The 14425-nt window shown below is 71.4% G+C and carries 15 protein-coding genes and 2 tRNA genes; 12 read left to right on the top strand and 5 right to left on the bottom strand.

Features of this window, described 5'->3' with window-relative positions; all coding sequences use genetic code 11:
* Positions 1 to 96 precede the first annotated feature (96 nt).
* Both V5F75_RS08605 and V5F75_RS08610 read left to right on the top strand, forming a co-directional pair.
* Positions 97 to 972 (top strand): protein-disulfide reductase DsbD domain-containing protein, encoded by an 876-nt coding sequence (locus tag V5F75_RS08605; RefSeq protein ID WP_394034781.1) that lies wholly within the window; start codon positions 97 to 99, stop codon positions 970 to 972.
* A gap of 91 nt (positions 973 to 1063) precedes the next feature.
* Positions 1064 to 1549, top strand: coding sequence for a peroxiredoxin (locus V5F75_RS08610; protein ID WP_394034780.1), 486 nt, complete (start codon positions 1064 to 1066; stop codon positions 1547 to 1549).
* A gap of 60 nt (positions 1550 to 1609) precedes the next feature.
* Here the strand turns inward: V5F75_RS08610 and V5F75_RS08615 are convergent, their stop codons facing one another.
* Positions 1610 to 1816 (bottom strand): YdcH family protein, encoded by a 207-nt coding sequence (locus tag V5F75_RS08615; protein ID WP_394034779.1) that lies wholly within the window; start codon positions 1814 to 1816, stop codon positions 1610 to 1612.
* A gap of 295 nt (positions 1817 to 2111) precedes the next feature.
* Between V5F75_RS08615 and V5F75_RS08620 the strand changes: the two genes are divergently transcribed.
* Positions 2112 to 2291 (top strand): YdcH family protein, encoded by a 180-nt coding sequence (locus V5F75_RS08620; protein WP_393989772.1) that lies wholly within the window; start codon positions 2112 to 2114, stop codon positions 2289 to 2291.
* Between the two features lie 143 nt (positions 2292 to 2434).
* Entirely contained in the window at positions 2435 to 4249 is a 1815-nt protein-coding gene (locus tag V5F75_RS08625; RefSeq protein WP_394034778.1) for an ABC-F family ATP-binding cassette domain-containing protein, read from the top strand.
* 9 nt (positions 4250 to 4258) lie between these two features.
* Here V5F75_RS08625 and V5F75_RS08630 read toward each other — a convergent pair whose 3' ends face one another.
* The gene (locus V5F75_RS08630) at positions 4259 to 5302 is read right to left on the bottom strand and encodes a class I SAM-dependent methyltransferase (protein WP_394034888.1); all 1044 of its coding nucleotides are present in this window, start codon (positions 5300 to 5302) and stop codon (positions 4259 to 4261) included.
* A 50-nt stretch (positions 5303 to 5352) separates the two neighbouring features.
* The gene (gene lgt / locus V5F75_RS08635; RefSeq protein WP_394034777.1) at positions 5353 to 6165 is read right to left on the bottom strand and encodes a prolipoprotein diacylglyceryl transferase; all 813 of its coding nucleotides are present in this window, start codon (positions 6163 to 6165) and stop codon (positions 5353 to 5355) included.
* A 215-nt stretch (positions 6166 to 6380) separates the two neighbouring features.
* Here lgt and V5F75_RS08640 point away from each other — a divergent pair, with 215 nt between their 5' ends.
* From V5F75_RS08640 to V5F75_RS08655, 4 genes are all read left to right on the top strand, one after another.
* On the top strand, positions 6381 to 6689 hold the full coding sequence (locus V5F75_RS08640; RefSeq protein ID WP_394034776.1) for an accessory factor UbiK family protein: 309 nt from the start codon (positions 6381 to 6383) through the stop codon (positions 6687 to 6689).
* A 361-nt stretch (positions 6690 to 7050) separates the two neighbouring features.
* Complete coding sequence (locus V5F75_RS08645) at positions 7051 to 7551, top strand: type III secretion system chaperone family protein (protein ID WP_394034775.1); 501 nt, start codon at positions 7051 to 7053, stop codon at positions 7549 to 7551.
* A gap of 143 nt (positions 7552 to 7694) precedes the next feature.
* A complete protein-coding gene (gene proC, locus V5F75_RS08650; protein WP_394034774.1) occupies positions 7695 to 8531 on the top strand; it encodes a pyrroline-5-carboxylate reductase in 837 nt (278 codons plus the stop codon).
* 89 nt (positions 8532 to 8620) lie between these two features.
* Positions 8621 to 9322 (top strand): TetR/AcrR family transcriptional regulator, encoded by a 702-nt coding sequence (locus V5F75_RS08655; protein ID WP_394034773.1) that lies wholly within the window; start codon positions 8621 to 8623, stop codon positions 9320 to 9322.
* A 629-nt stretch (positions 9323 to 9951) separates the two neighbouring features.
* Here V5F75_RS08655 and cmk read toward each other — a convergent pair.
* Both cmk and aroA read right to left on the bottom strand, forming a co-directional pair.
* Positions 9952 to 10572 carry a (d)CMP kinase gene (cmk, locus tag V5F75_RS08660; RefSeq protein WP_394034772.1) on the bottom strand — a complete coding sequence of 207 codons (621 nt, stop codon included), beginning with the start codon at positions 10570 to 10572 and terminating at the stop codon, positions 9952 to 9954.
* Positions 10573 to 10580: 8 nt separating this feature from the next.
* On the bottom strand, positions 10581 to 11960 hold the full coding sequence (gene aroA / locus V5F75_RS08665) for a 3-phosphoshikimate 1-carboxyvinyltransferase (RefSeq protein WP_394034771.1): 1380 nt from the start codon (positions 11958 to 11960) through the stop codon (positions 10581 to 10583).
* A 218-nt stretch (positions 11961 to 12178) separates the two neighbouring features.
* Here aroA and V5F75_RS08670 point away from each other — a divergent pair, with 218 nt between their 5' ends.
* The 4 genes from V5F75_RS08670 (at position 12179) to kdsA (ending at position 14415) form a co-directional block, all read left to right on the top strand.
* The gene (locus V5F75_RS08670; protein WP_394034770.1) at positions 12179 to 12571 is read left to right on the top strand and encodes a TIGR02300 family protein; all 393 of its coding nucleotides are present in this window, start codon (positions 12179 to 12181) and stop codon (positions 12569 to 12571) included.
* 155 nt (positions 12572 to 12726) lie between these two features.
* Positions 12727 to 12802, top strand: a tRNA-Ala gene (locus tag V5F75_RS08675).
* A gap of 484 nt (positions 12803 to 13286) precedes the next feature.
* Positions 13287 to 13362 (top strand) — tRNA-Ala (locus tag V5F75_RS08680).
* 201 nt (positions 13363 to 13563) lie between these two features.
* Entirely contained in the window at positions 13564 to 14415 is an 852-nt protein-coding gene (kdsA, locus tag V5F75_RS08685) for a 3-deoxy-8-phosphooctulonate synthase (RefSeq protein WP_394034769.1), read from the top strand.
* The last annotated feature ends 10 nt before the right edge of the window (positions 14416 to 14425 follow it).

Here is a 14425-nt window from a genome sequence, read left to right on the forward strand (position 1 = left end):
GAATGCGCGTCCGCGGTGCGGGCCGGCGGGGCCGCTCACAGCCTTGTGCGATCGCGCGTCTTTGCGGCGAGGGCGGGAGCGGCTACCGCGGGAGGCATGACACAGATCGCATTTCGCCGGGCGGCTAGGCCGGCCCGCAGCGTCCGCAGCTTCCTTGCGGGCGGCTTCGCCTGTGCCCTGGCGTTCGGCGCCGGGACGGCGGCCCGCGCCGCCGAGACCGATGCGGTGAGCGTGCCCGGCGCCGAGGTGCGGCTGGTGGAGGCGGGCGGCTCCGGGCCCGTGCGCGAGGCGGGCATCGACATCCGCCTCCAGCCGGGGTTCAAGACCTACTGGCGCTATCCCGGCGACAGCGGGGTGCCGCCCGCCGTCTCCTTCGAGAGCTCGCAGAACGTGGCCGGCGTGGAGGTGGGCTGGCCGGCGCCCCGGCGCTTCGCGGACGGCGGCGGGGGCTATTCCATCGGCTACAAGTCGAGCGTGCTGTTTCCGCTGAAGGTGACGCTGAAGGATCCGGCGCGCCCCGCGCGGCTCGATCTGGTGATGGACTTCGCGGTGTGCGAGGCGCTGTGCATGCCCGCCACCGCGCGCCTCGCGCTAGAGCTCGACGGGGCCGCCGACCCGGCCGTGGCCCGGCGCATCGCCGAGGCGCGCGGCAAGGTGCCGGAACCGCAGCCCATCGGGGCGGAGGGCACGCCCGCCATTCTCTCCGCCCGTATCGATGCGGAGGTGACGCCGCCGCGGCTGGTGGTGGAGGCGCGGACCGCGACCCCCATGGCCGACCTGTTCGTGGAAGGGCCCGACGCCCGCTGGGCGCTGCCCCTGCCGCAGAAGACGGCGCTGCCCGGCGGCCTCGCGCGCTTCACCCTGCCGATGGAAGGTGTGCCCGCCGATGCCGACCCGCGTGGCGCGCGCCTCACCTTCACCCTCTCCGACACGCCCCGCTCGGTGACCGTCCAGGCGGTGCCGCAGCCCTGAGGGCGGGGCAGGGGGCGGCCCTTTTATCCTCCGGAAAACTACGTATTGTCGCCGGGCGGCCGTTCCCGGCCGTTTTCCCGTGGAGAGAGCCATGTCCATCTCGGTCGGCGACCGCCTGCCCCCCGCCACCTTTCGCGTGATGACCGCCGACGGCCCGGTGCAGAAGACCACGGACGATGTCTTCAAGGGCAAGCGCGTGGTGCTGTTCGCGGTGCCCGGCGCCTTCACCCCCACCTGCCACCGCAACCACCTGCCGGGCTACGTGGCCAATGCCGATGCCATCAAGGCGAAGGGCGTCGACGCCATCGCCGTGGTGGCGGTGAACGATCCCTTCGTGATGGGCGCGTGGGAGAACGCCTCCGGCGCCGCCGGCAAGGTGCTGTTCCTGTCGGATGCGGACGCGAGCTTCGCCACGGCGCTGGGCCTCAGCTTCGATGCCTCCGCGGCCGGCCTCGGCGTGCGCTCGCGCCGCTACGCCATGGTGGTTGAGGATGGCGTGGTGAAGACGCTGCAGGTGGAGGACAGCCCCGGCAAGGCCGAGCTTTCCACCGCCGAGGCCTTGCTCGCGCTTCTCTGAGCGGCCGGAGCCGGCGGACGGGCGCCGGCGCGGAAGCCGCGCCCGGTCCCGCCGCCCGCTTCAGGCGATGATGTCGGGGAACAGCTGGTCCTCGAGGTGGGTGATGCGGTCCTTGAGCTGAAGCTTGCGCTTCTTCAGCCGCTGCACCTGGAGCACGTCGGAGCCCGTCACGTCGGTGAGGGCCTCGATGGCGACGTCGAGGTCGCGATGTTCCTGCCGCAGGCGCTCCAAGAGGATCTTCAGATCCCGTTCCTCGTCACTGGTCATGCACCCATCCGTCGCAACCCGCGCCCCGCCGCGCGCGGCGACCGGGCCTTCCCCCAAACCTGGGCCCGAGCGGCCCATCCCTTCGGCGGCGCCTCCGGGCCTCTTAGATCACGTTTTCGGCAACGGGAGCCCGCAGGGCGCGAGCCGCCGTGCGCGCAGGACGCGCCGACCGACTATGGCACGGGCTTTTTGCACTGCAAGACATCTTCCGGCGATGCCTATCAGAAAGGTGGTCGACTCAGTATCAAACCCATGACACACTCCAAAGCGTGATGCAGACAGGGAGTGGCTCAGTATGTCCATCCAGTCGCACCTTATGGAGTTGAAGCGTCGCCACGCGGCTCTCGATACGGAGCTCGCCCGCGAACTCGCCTCCCCCGCCAAGGACTCGGTCCGCGTGGCGGAGCTCAAGCGCCGGAAGCTCGTTCTCAAGGACGAAATGAACCGCCTCGGCGGGCCATCCACCCTTCATTGACAATCTGGTCGAGGATGTCGCCGACGTCGGGTTCTGCCCGGCGGCGGTCGGCGGATCGCGGCTGAAGCCGGCGGCGGGGCATTCGTGTCCGCGCGGTGCGCAGACCCTTTGCGTTCCGGCGCCGGTGGCTTTAATCGGGCGTCATGGCCCCACCGCTGATCCTGCTTCAAGATATCCATCTGCGCTTCGGCGCCACTCCCCTGCTCGACGGGGCGGAACTTTCCGTCTCCGCCGGCGATCGCGTGTGCTTGGTCGGGCGCAACGGCTCGGGCAAGTCGACGCTGCTCAAGGTGGCGGCGGGCCTGATCGCGCCCGATGACGGGACGCGATTCTTCCAGCCCGGCGCCACCGTGCGCTATCTGCCGCAGGAGCCGGACTTCGGCGGCTTCGCGACCACGCTCGCCTATGTGGAGGCCGGCCTCGGCCCCGGCGACGACGCCTACCGTGCCCAATATCTCCTGGAGCAGCTCGGCCTCACGGGCCAGGAGGACCCCGCCCATCTCTCCGGCGGGGAGGCGCGGCGGGCGGCGCTGGCGCGCGTCATCGCGCCCGAGCCCGATGTGCTGCTGCTGGACGAGCCCACCAACCATCTCGACCTGCCCGCCATCGAATGGCTGGAAAGCGAGCTGAGGTCGCTCCGGTCCGCCATCGTCCTCATCAGCCACGACCGGCGCTTCCTCGAAACCCTCTCCCGCGCCACCGTGTGGCTCGATCGCGGCCAGACACGCCGGATCGAGCAGGGCTTCTCCGCCTTCGAGGCGTGGCGCGACGGCGTGCTGGAGCAGGAAGAGACCGAGCGCCACAAGCTGGACCGCAAGATCGTCGCCGAGCTGGACTGGCTGCGCTACGGTGTCACGGCTCGGCGCAAGCGCAATGTGCGGCGCCTGGGCCTGCTGCATTCCATGCGCAAGGATCGCCGCGAGGAGCGCCGCGCCCAGGGCAATGTGAAGCTTCAGGTCACCGAGGGCGAGACCTCCGGCAAGCTGGTCATCGAGGCCAAGGCCATCTCCAAGGCCTATGGCGACCAGGAGGTGGTGAAGGATTTCTCCACCCGCATCCAGCGCGGCGACCGCATCGGCATCGTCGGGCCCAACGGGGCGGGCAAGACCACCCTCATCAAGCTGCTCACCGGCGAGATCGCGCCTGATTCGGGCACGGTGAAGCTCGGCACCAACCTGGAGGTCGCCTCTCTCGACCAGAAGCGCGCCGCCCTCGCGCCCACCACCACCCTGCGCGACGCCCTCACCGGCGGCGGCTCCGACAGCGTGATGGTGGGGGGGCAGCCGAAGCACGTGATGGGCTATCTGAAGGACTTCCTCTTCACGCCGGAGCAGGCCAACACCCCGCTCTCCGTGCTCTCGGGCGGCGAGCGCGGCCGGCTGATGCTGGCGCGGGCGCTGGCCCTGCCCTCGAACCTGCTGGTGCTCGACGAGCCCACCAACGATCTCGACCTCGAAACCCTCGACCTGCTGCAGGAGATGGTGGCCGACTATACCGGCACCGTCATCCTGGTGAGCCACGACCGCGACTTCCTCGACCGCACCGTGACCAGCATCATCATGGCCGAGGGCCACGGCGTGTTCCGCGAGTATGCGGGCGGCTATGCCGACATGCTGGCCCAGCGCGGGCGCGGGGTGGAGGCCAAGGAGAAGACCGCGACCAAAAGCCAGGCCGCCGCTGCCGCGCCCGCGCCCAAGGCCGAGGCCGCGCCCAAGGAGAAGAAGCGCCTTTCCTTCCACGAGCAGCACGCGCTGAAGACGCTGCCGGCCACCATGGACAAGCTGCGCGTCGAGATCGAGAAGCTCGCGTCCGCCATCGCCGACCCGAGCCTCTACGCCCGCGACCCCGCCGCCTTCGAGAAGACTTCCGCCGCCCTTTCCAAGGCGCAGGGCGCCCTCGACGCGGCGGAGGAGGAATGGCTGCGGCTGGAGATCCTCAAGGAGGAACTGGAGGGCTGAGCCGCCGGCTCAGCCCCGGAACGTCTCGTCCAGAGTGAATGCGGGCGGGGCGCCGAGCCCCGGCGCCGCGAGGGCGAGCACCTTGAAGAGGGCACCCATCTGGCCCTCTTCCGTTCCCGCGAGGCGCAGGGCGGCGGTGGCGATGGCGTCCTCGCCCGCCGGGCCGGCCTCGGCCATCAGCCGTTCCGCGCGCTGGGCGAGGCCGAGCCGCAGCAGGAACTCGCCCTGGGGCAGCGGCCCGAAGGCGCGCGCGCCCTGGCTTTGCGCCATGCGGGCGAGGGCGGCGAAATCCACGTGCGCGGTGAGGTCCGCCTCTCCCGGCTCGCCCAGTGGATCGGCGAAGGCGTGGCGGGCGAGGGCCTGGAGCGTATCGCCGAAGCCGCCGGCGTGGCCGTAATCCACCACCAGGGCCGCGCCACCTTCATGCGCGAGGCGGCGGGCGAGGGCGAGCGCCGGCCCGCTCTCCATGCGCTCCAGCACCGCTCCCTCGGGCGCGGGCCCGCGCGGCGCGAAGGCGGCGGCGATGGCGGAGGGCGCGGGATCGAGCCCGAAGGCGAGCCGGCCCCGCGCGTCGAGCCCCACGCGCCGCTCGTGCCAGCCGCCGCCGACGCGCACATACTGGTCGATGGGCAGGGCGTCAAAGAACTCGTTGGCGAGCACGATGGCCGGACCCGGAGGCAGTTCCTCGATGCGGTCGTGCCAGGAAACCTCGATGCCCGCGAGCGCGCGCCGCTGGGCCTGCCGCAGCACCGGGCTCGTCTCCACCAGATGCACCCGCGCGGCGGCGGCGAAATCGGGCGCGATGCGCGCCGCGCGCAGGGCATCGGCCATCAGCGTGCCGCGGCCGGGGCCGAGCTCCGCCAGCAGGAAGGGGGCGGGGGCGCCCACCTGCCGCCACGCGGCCACCGCCCACAGCCCCAGCAGCTCGCCGAACATCTGGCTGATCTCGGGCGCGGTGGTGAAGTCGCCGTCCGCGCCGAGGGGATCGCGCGTGATGTAGTAGCCATGGCGCGGATGGCCGAGGCACAGCGCCATGTAGCGGCTCACCGGCATGGGCCCCTCGGCGGCGATGAGGGCGCGGATCTCTTCCGCGAGCGGGTTCGTCACGCCACCGCCTTGCGCTTCAGCGCATAGACGACGAGGCCGGCGCCGGCCAGCACCACCGGCACCGAGAGCCACATGCCCATGGTGGTGCCGAAGGCGAGGTAGCCGAGCTGAACGTCCGGCTCGCGGAAGAACTCGCCGACGATGCGCCCGCAGCCGTAGCCCATGCCGAAGATGCCGGCCGCGAGCCCCGGCCGCCTGAGCGCCCCGGCGCGCACGACCACAAGCATGATGATGAACAGCAGCACCCCTTCCAGCCCCGCCTCATAGAGCTGGCTCGGATGGCGCGGCACGCCGCCGCCGTTGGGGAACACCACGGCCCAGGGCACGTCGGCGGGGCGGCCCCACAGCTCGGAATTGATGAAGTTGGCGATGCGGCCGAACAGCAGGCCGAGCGGCGCCACCACGCCGGCCACGTCCAGCAGGGAAAGGATGCGGATGCCGCGCGCGCGGGCGAACAGCACCAGCGCCACGATGGTGCCCGTGAGCCCGCCGTGGAACGACATGCCCCCCTTCCACACGGCGATGATGTCGGCCGGGTGGGTGGCGAAATGGGGCAGGTTGTAGAAAAGGACATAGCCCAGGCGCCCGCCCAGGATGACGCCCAGCGTCGCCCAGAACAGGGCGTCGTCGAGGTCCTGCGGCCGCATGGGCGAGGTGCCGCCCCACAGGCGCGGCATGGCCACCAGCCTGCGCCCCAGGAGCCAGCCGAGCACCAGCCCGGCGATGTAGGCGAGGGCGTACCAGCGGATGGAGAGCGGGCCCACGCTCACGAGGACCGGATCGATGGCGGGGAAGGGCAGGGCGAGCATTCTGCGAGGATTCCTGGAAACGGTCGCGCCGGGGCGGTAAGGCCGGGCGCATCTGGCGCGGGGCGGGTGCCGCCGTCAAGGATGCCGGGCGGGAAGCGCGGGCCAGCGGGCTCCGGCGCGCACGGGCCTTGCGCGCGGCGCGCGCTGTCGCCATGTTCACGCCCATTGATGCGGCGGAATGCCGTCGGCACACGGGCCGCCGCCAGGAGACGACCATGACCCAGACCACCGGCCGCTTTTTCGACGAGATGGCCCGCCTCGTGAACGATGCCGCGGGCGTGGCCCAGGGGGTGCGGCGCGAGGCCGAGACGGTGATGCGCACCCAGGTGGAGCGCCTCCTGCGGGACATGGACCTCGTGAAGCGCGAGGAGTTCGAGGCGGTGAAGGACATGGCCGCCGCCGCCCGCGAGGAGAACGAGCGCCTGGAAGCGCGCATCGCCGCCCTGGAGGCGAAGCTGGGCGTCGCATCCGGCGAGACCCCTGCGCAGCCCTATGACGAGAGCTTCGGCGGCAGCCGGCCCTGAGCCGGCGCATTTGTGTGCATGCCCATGGGATGTACACAATCTGTCGTAGCGACGCCATCTTTACCCGCGATATACTGATTTTCGTGGCGATTCGGAGCCGGTTCGTCGTATCGCGGGTGTACGACGGGGCGTAGGCTCGCCTGACGCGCGCATGTCCGGTGCAGGGCCGCCGCCGCATGGCTTTCGGCTCGCCGTCGCGGTGCTGCACCCTCACGCGCCATGTCCGAAGTGGTTCGTCTTTAAGGAGGTCGTTGCATGGCACGCGGGTTCCTACGCATGCCTTTGGCCTCGTTGCCCGAGCGTCGTCGTGCCCCTGCCGTCACCGGCCGTCTCCGCGTCCTTCCCACCGCGAGGTCGAGGCATGTCTCTCATCGACATTGAAGCCGAAGCGCCGGCCAATCCCGTGGATCTGGTGGAGCAGCTCGCCGCTGTTCACGACTGGTCTTTCGAGCGCTCCGACGAAGACGAGATCACCCTCTCGCTGGCCAGCCGCTGGACCGATTGCCACGTGTCCTTCCAGTGGATGGACGAGCTGGAGGCGCTGCATGTCGCCTGCGCCTTCGATTTCAAGGTGCCGGACGGCCGCCGCGGCGAGGTGCTGAAGCTGCTCGCCATGGTCAACGAGCAGATGTGGCTCGGCCATTTCGACATGTGGTCCCAGGAGGGGGTCATCATGTTCCGCCATGCGCTGGTGCTGGCGGGCGGCGCCACCGCCTCGGACCGCCAGTGCGAGGCCATCGTCGACGCCGCGATCGATGCGGTGGAGCGCTATTATCCCGCGTTCCAGTTCGTGGTGTGGGCCGGCAAGACCGCACGCGAGGCCATGGACACGGCCCTGTTCGACACCGTGGGCGAGGCCTGAGCCGCGCCAGGGCCGTACGTGGGGCGCCTTCGGCGACCTGGGCAGCCCGGCGCGGGGTTTTCCCGCGCGCCGGGCTGGCTTAAACCTGGGCCTCGAAAGGGCGGCGCGGCGCCACGAGCCGCCGGCCGCGATGCGAGGCGATCATGAGCGACGTGGTGTTGAGGAACCTGTCCGGCCCGGTGGTGCTGCTGGGCGCGGGCAAGATGGGCGGGGCCATGCTGGAAGGCTGGCTGAAGCTGGGCCTGCCGCCTGACCTCGCCGTGGTCATCGATCCCCAGCTGCCCGAGGCCGCCGCCGCCGCGCTCACGGCGCAGGGCGTCAGCGTCAATCCGCCGGCCCATCTCGTTGCCGCTCCGGCTGTCCTGCTGCTGGCGGTGAAGCCCCAGGTGGCGCCCGAGGCGCTGCCCCAGGTGGCGCCCCTGGTGCGTTCCGGCACGCTGGTGGTGTCCATCATGGCCGGGCGCACCCTCTCTTTCCTGTCATCCCACTTCCCGGAAGGCACGCCGCTGGTGCGAGCCATTCCCAACACGCCGGCGGCCATCGGCCGGGGGGTGAGCGTCGCCGTGCCGAGCGCCACCGTCACCGCCGCCGATCGGGTGCTGGCGAGCGCCCTGCTCGGGGCCATCGGCATTGTCGAGTGGGTGGATGACGAGGCGCTCATGGACGCGGCCACCGCCGTCTCCGGTTCCGGCCCGGCCTATGTGTTCCTGCTGGCTGAGGTTCTGGCGGAGGCCGGGCGCGCGGCGGGCCTGCCGGCGGATCTTTCCGCCCGAATCGCCCGCGCCACGGTCTCCGGCTCCGGCGCGCTGCTGGAGGCGTCCGACCTTCCTGCCGCGACCCTGCGCCAGAATGTCACTTCGCCGGGCGGCACCACCGCCGCCGCCCTCGCAGTGCTCATGCACGAGACGCGCGGTTTCCGTCCGCTGATGGAGGAGGCGGTGGCCGCCGCCACCCGCCGTGGCCGGGAACTGGCTGGCTGAGGCGGGCGGCGAATCGCGCGCCCTCTCGCGCCACGCCCTGAGGGCGTGCGAGGATCACGTGAACGTTGCCGGGCGGAAGGGAGCGAGCCATGACGTCGGAGACCGCGCGCGAGGCGTGCCTGCGCGCTTTTCTCGATCTTCTGTCCGGGCATCCCGAGGGGTGCTCGCCCCTGCGCATCGACCTCGCGGAGGTGGCCGCCGCGAGCGGCGTCGCCCTCTCGGAGATGCGGACGGCCTACGGCTCGGTGGACGATCTCCTCGCCGCCTTCTTCCGCGCCACCGACCGCCATGTGCTGGCGGAAGGCGGACCCGATGCGGAGGATTTCGCAGGGGAAGGCCCGCGTGAGCGCCTGTTCGAGGTGCTCATGCGTCGCCTCGACGCGCTGGAGCCCCACCGTGCGGCCGTGCGCGCCCTGGTGAAAGGCGCGCGGCGGGACCCGCTGCTGGCCCTCGCCCTGCTGCGCCTCTCCGCCCGCTCCCAGCGCTGGATGCTGGCTGCGGCGGGCATAAGCTGCGCCGGGCTTCAGGGCTCGGTGCGCGCGAAGGGGCTGGCGCTGCTGTTCGCGCGCGTCGTCGAGGTCTGGCTCGACGATGAGGACCCCGGCCTTTCGCGCACCATGGCGAAGCTCGACCACGAGCTGACGCAGGCCGGCAAGCTCCTCGACATGCTGGACGATCTCGCCTTCATCGCGCTGCCGTGGCGTACCCGCCGGCGCAATGCGCCGCCGCGCGGTGATGCGCCGGAGCGTGATGTGCCCGATGACGAAGCGGGGGAGCCCGCTGCGCGCTGAGCGCAACCGGATCCCCCCGTCGCAGCGGAGCGCTTCGCACGCGTACTGGCGCGCGGCAGCCTGTCTAGGCGCTTGGGATTACGCGTTTTCTTCTCGCGAACCGGAGCCCACTTCGCTTGAAAATGCTCTAAGGGCGGGGCACGGGGCGCATCGGTTGATCCTATGGACCCGCCCGTCCCGTTTCGCCGGCTTTCAGGTGCCGCGCGGGAGGAGCGACGGGCCGTCCATACCCCGCAAAAACCGCATGGAGCGCTCGCGCCGCTATCGCGCGTCCATGTCCAAGGGCGGCCTGCGGCGGTCTTGTCGTTCCGAGGGGAGAGCGGCGCTCCCGCGCATTCCGGCACGGAGAGCGCGCTTCATCCAGCCCGTGGCCGCGCCCCGGGGATACCCGGCGCTTTGTGTTCGTCCGGCCTATCTCGGGGCTGGATGCGGGTCTCATTCCCTGTCCCGCGCGGAATGGCGGCCGGGCCGGCGGAGCCTGATTCGCCAGCCGATTCGAGCACCAGCTTCACGGGTCCCGGGCCCTTCATGCGGCACGGCACTGGCTTCATGCGGAGAGCCTTCGGCAGGGCCCGGCGTTAGAGGTCCCGATCGCTGAGGCGGCGGCCCGGATGCCTCGCGCCGCCGCCTCAGCGGCGCCGGCTCTCCACCAGCGCCAGTGCGGCCGCATAGGCCTCATCGATGCCGAGGGCCGTGGTGTCGAGCAGCATGGCATCCTGCGCCTGCGCCAGCGGCGCGGCGGCACGGCCCGAATCACGGGCGTCGCGCTTGCGGATGTCGGCGAGCACGTCCTCGTAGCTGATCGCCTCGCCGCGTCCCGTCAGCTCCCGGTGGCGGCGGTCGGCGCGCACCTCGGGGCTCGCCGTGACGAACAGCTTGGCCGGCGCATCCGGGCAGATCACGGTGCCGATGTCGCGCCCGTCGAGCACGGCGCCGCCGGGCCGCGCGGCGAAGCGGCGCTGCAGCTCCAGCAGGGCGGCGCGCACCTCCGGCACCGCCGCGACCACCGAGGCCGCCTCGCCCACCTCGGCCGCGCGCAGGGCCTCGGCGTCGAGGGCGGCGGTGTCGAGCCCGCGGGCGATGGCCGCGGCCGCCCCGTCGTCGCCCAGCACTCCGGCCACGCGGCAGGCGGCGCCCACGGCGCGGTAGAGAAGGCCGGTGTCGAGATGGGGCAGGCCGTAATGGGCCGCGAGGCGCCGGGCAAGGGTGCCCTTGCCCGAGGCCGCCGGCCCGTCGATGGCGACGATCATGCGAGGGCTCAGTCGATCTGCGCGCCGAGCGCGCGCATCATGGGCAGGAAGGTGGGGAAGGAGGTGGCGATGAAGGAGACGTCGTCCACGCTCACGCCGGCGTCGCTCGCCAGCCCCAGTACTAGGAACGCCATGGCGATGCGGTGGTCCATGTGGGTCTTCACCGGCCCGCCGCCCATGACGGCGGCACGGCCGGAGACGATGAGGTCATCCCCCTCCACCCGGTGCGCGATGCCGCAGGCGGCGAGGCCGTCCGCCACCGCGGTGAGGCGGTCGCTCTCCTTCACGCGCAGCTCGGCGAGCCCGCGCATCACCGTCTCGCCTTCCGCGAAGGCGGCGGCGACGGCGAGGACGGGGTATTCGTCGATCATGGCCGGCGCCCGCTCGGGCGGCACCTCCACGCCCATGAGGCGGGAGTGGCGGACCCTGAGGTTCGCCACCGTCTCCCCACCCTCCTCGCGGGCGTCGAGCACCTCGATGTCGGCGCCCATCTCCTTCAGGGTGGTGATGAGGCCGGTGCGCAGCGGGTTCAGCATGAGGTCCGTCAGCACCACCTCGGAGCCGGGCACCAGCAGCGCGGCCACCAGCGGGAAGGCGGCCGAGGAGGGGTCGGCCGGCACGTCCACGGGCGCGGCCTTGAGCCGGGGGTGGCCCTTCAGGGTGATGCGGCGGCCGGCGGCGCCGCAGGGCTCCACCCGCACCTCGGCGCCGAAATGGGCGAGCATGCGCTCGGTGTGGTCGCGCGTCGCCTCGCGCTCCACCACCACTGTCTCGCCATCGGCGCCGAGGCCGGCGAGCAGCACGGCGGATTTCACCTGGGCCGAGGGCACGGGGGTCTCGTAGGTGACGGCGGCGAGGCGGTCCGAGCCCTTGAGCGTGAGCGGCAGGCGGCCGCCCTCGGCGGAGGCCGTCACCTGCGCGCCCATGGCGACCAGGGGATCGAGCACGCGCTTCATGGGCCGGCGGCGCAGGCTGGCGTCGCCGTCGAAGGTGGCGGCGATATCCTGGCCGGCCACCGCGCCCATCATCAGGCGCACGCCGGTGCCGGAGTTGCCGAAATCGAGAGGGGCCGCGGGGGGCGTGAGGCCGCGCGCGCCCACGCCCTCCACCTCCCATTCGCCGGGGCCGAGCCGCTCCACCCTCGCGCCCAGGGCGCGGCAGGCGGCGGCGGTGTTGAGCACGTCCTCGCCCTCCAGAAGGCCGGTGATGCGGGTGCGTCCTTCCGCGAACAGGCCGAAGATGAGCGCCCGGTGGGAGACGGACTTGTCGCCGGGCACGCGCACGGTGCCGTGGAGTGCGGGCGAACGGCGCGCGGTGGCGGGCTGGACCGGGCCGCTGCCGTGGGTGCGGGCCTCGGGCGCGGAGGGGCTGGCGGGGGCGCTGGACATGGTCAATCGGGCCTCGGGCGGGGTGCGCGGCCCGCGTGGGGCGCCGCGCCACGTTCGGTCTTATCGGGTGCGCCGGTCGTGTAACACAGGCCTTCCGGCTGTGCCACGCGACGCGGAAGGGGATGGCGGCCCCTTGCCGGTGAGATTGTGCCTTGACACCAATCGTGCGAGGCGCCAATGGAGCACGCTCTGTTACAGCCCTACCGAGGAACTTTGCCGTGGCGAAGCCAGAACTCGGCACCAAGCGCATCTGTCCTGTTACGGGGCGCAAATTCTACGACCTGAACAAGGATCCGGTGGTTTCCCCCTTCACGGGCGAATCTTATCCGCGCTCCTATTTCGAGCCTGCGGCTCGCGGCCCCGTCCGCGCAGAGGAGCCGAGTGAGGACCAGGACGGCGAGGATACCGCCGCCGAGGTCATCAGCCTGGAGGAGGCCGACGAGGAGGCCGCCGGCACGCCCACCAAGGCGGGCGCCGCCTCTCCGGATGTGGACGAGGACGACGACATCGAGGCCACCGACGAGGATGCTTTCCTCGAGGAGGACGAGGACGACGGCAACGACGTGACCGGCCTCATCGGCGAAGGTCACGAGGACGACGAGGAACCCTAAAAAAGGGACTTGAAGTCGAACGCGGCCTGTGCTTAAAGGCCGCTCTCGCCCGGCGGACATGACTCGCCGGGCTCCCGCCGCGGGGCTTCCCGGCATGTGGCAGCGCAGTGAACCTCAAGGTTCAAATCGCCTTCCATGTGCACCCGCGGCCCGGTGGGGCCATAGCTCAGTTGGGAGAGCGCTTGAATGGCATTCAAGAGGTCGGCGGTTCGATTCCGCCTGGCTCCACCAAATTCCTAATCCCATCATTCTGAAAATGCTGGCCGCGAACGCAGCGGCCACGTGGCTTGGCCTTGCAGGCCGACTTCCCCCTTTCATCGGCGGTTCTGCCTTTAGCTTCCGAATCGAGCGGAGAGCGCTGTCTCAGGCGCGCCGGTCTTCCTTCGTCGGCGGGGGAGGGCGCGGGTGCCGGGATGGGGCGGCCCTGCCTGTGGCGCCTCGGGTGACCCTCTTGTGTCGGGGCGCAACGAATCCCGGCTTTCAGGCTTGCTGTCCGGCGGGAGAGGCCGGCGGGAGAGGCCGGCGGGAGTGGATGGCCGCCCTGCGGCGTCGGATCTCCACGCCGCGCGATCGGGGCGCGGAAGAGGGCGTCCGTTCGGGGCGGTTCTGTCCACAGGTCTGTTGCCGGCGGAAAGTTATCCCCTGCTTTGGCGACAGAGTGCGCGTGATGCCCTTGCCATCCGCCGGGGGGCATGGCAATTAGCCGCCTCCCCTGGGGGCCATAGCTCAGTTGGGAGAGCGCTTGAATGGCATTCAAGAGGTCGGCGGTTCGATTCCGCCTGGCTCCACCAGTCCTCCGGAAGGGGAATGTTTCCTCCACATGATGCGATTGCCGATCGGGCCTTCCGCCCGGCGGTGACGCGTTTCATGCCCCGCCGAAAGCCCTTGAGCGGCCGGCGGCGGTGGCGCATGGTCCGCGCGCGGCGCTGGAGCCGCCAAGGGACACCCACTGACAGCGCGGCGCCGGAGCGGCGCCCATCGACGAGGGCAGGATGAGCGAGCCGGCAAAGCATGTGACCGTGGGCGACGTGACGTTCGGCAACGACCTGCCGTTCGTGTTCATCTCGGGTCCGTGCCAGATCGAGAGCCGGGACCACGCCTTCCGCATGGCGGCCTTCCTGAAGGCGGAGGCGGAGCGGGCGGGCGTGCCCTTCATCTTCAAGTCCTCCTACGACAAGGCGAATCGCACCTCCCTGAAGGGGCCGCGCGGCATCGGCATCGACGAGGGGCTGAAGATCCTCGACGAGGTGCGCGCCGAGTTCGGCTGCCCGGTGCTCACCGACATCCACGACATCGAGCAGGCGCGCACCGCGGGCAGGGTGGTGGACATCCTCCAGATCCCCGCCTTCCTCTGCCGCCAGACCGACCTGCTGCTGGCGGCGGGCGAGACCGGCGCCGCGGTGAACGTGAAGAAGGGCCAGTTCCTGGCGCCGTGGGACATGGCGAACGTGGCCGAGAAGATCGCCTCCACCGGCAACGGGCGCATCCTGCTGTGCGATCGCGGCACCTCGTTCGGCTACAACGCCCTCGTCAGCGATTTCCGCGGCCTGCCCATCATGGCCGAGACCGGCTACCCGGTGGTGTTCGATGCCACCCATTCGGTGCAGGAGCCGGGCGGGCGGGGCGGCTCTTCCGGCGGCAAGCGGGCGTTCGCGCCGGCGCTCGCCCGCGCCGCGCTTGCGGTGGGCGTGGGCGCGGTGTTCGCCGAGGCCCACGACGACCCGGACCACGCCCCGTCCGACGGCCCCAACATGCTGCCGCTCGAATGGATCGGCCCGCTGCTGCGCGACCTGACGGCGCTCGACGCTATCGCCAAGAACCGGGCCCTTTCCGCCGCCTTCTGAGGGCGCCGGG

This window comes from Xanthobacter albus, from assembly GCF_043194895.2.
Classification (GTDB): Bacteria; Pseudomonadota; Alphaproteobacteria; order Rhizobiales; family Xanthobacteraceae; genus Xanthobacter.

Bases quoted from the DNA above. Each gene is read 5' to 3' on its own strand.
- V5F75_RS08625 (WP_394034778.1), top strand. From the start codon at position 2,435: ATGGCCCCACCGCTGATCCTGCTTCAAGATATCCATCTGCGCTTCGGC.
- proC (WP_394034774.1), top strand. From the start codon at position 7,695: ATGAGCGACGTGGTGTTGAGGAACCTGTCCGGCCCGGTGGTGCTGCTG.
- V5F75_RS08655 (WP_394034773.1), top strand. From the start codon at position 8,621: ATGACGTCGGAGACCGCGCGCGAGGCGTGCCTGCGCGCTTTTCTCGAT.
- V5F75_RS08640 (WP_394034776.1), top strand. From the start codon at position 6,381: ATGACCCAGACCACCGGCCGCTTTTTCGACGAGATGGCCCGCCTCGTG.
- V5F75_RS08605 (WP_394034781.1), top strand. From the start codon at position 97: ATGACACAGATCGCATTTCGCCGGGCGGCTAGGCCGGCCCGCAGCGTC.
- cmk (WP_394034772.1), bottom strand. From the start codon at position 10,572: ATGATCGTCGCCATCGACGGGCCGGCGGCCTCGGGCAAGGGCACCCTT.
- V5F75_RS08620 (WP_393989772.1), top strand. From the start codon at position 2,112: ATGTCCATCCAGTCGCACCTTATGGAGTTGAAGCGTCGCCACGCGGCT.
- lgt (WP_394034777.1), bottom strand. From the start codon at position 6,165: ATGCTCGCCCTGCCCTTCCCCGCCATCGATCCGGTCCTCGTGAGCGTG.
- V5F75_RS08645 (WP_394034775.1), top strand. From the start codon at position 7,051: ATGTCTCTCATCGACATTGAAGCCGAAGCGCCGGCCAATCCCGTGGAT.
- V5F75_RS08630 (WP_394034888.1), bottom strand. From the start codon at position 5,302: ATGCCGGTGAGCCGCTACATGGCGCTGTGCCTCGGCCATCCGCGCCAT.
- kdsA (WP_394034769.1), top strand. From the start codon at position 13,564: ATGAGCGAGCCGGCAAAGCATGTGACCGTGGGCGACGTGACGTTCGGC.
- V5F75_RS08610 (WP_394034780.1), top strand. From the start codon at position 1,064: ATGTCCATCTCGGTCGGCGACCGCCTGCCCCCCGCCACCTTTCGCGTG.
- aroA (WP_394034771.1), bottom strand. From the start codon at position 11,960: ATGTCCAGCGCCCCCGCCAGCCCCTCCGCGCCCGAGGCCCGCACCCAC.
- V5F75_RS08615 (WP_394034779.1), bottom strand. From the start codon at position 1,816: ATGACCAGTGACGAGGAACGGGATCTGAAGATCCTCTTGGAGCGCCTG.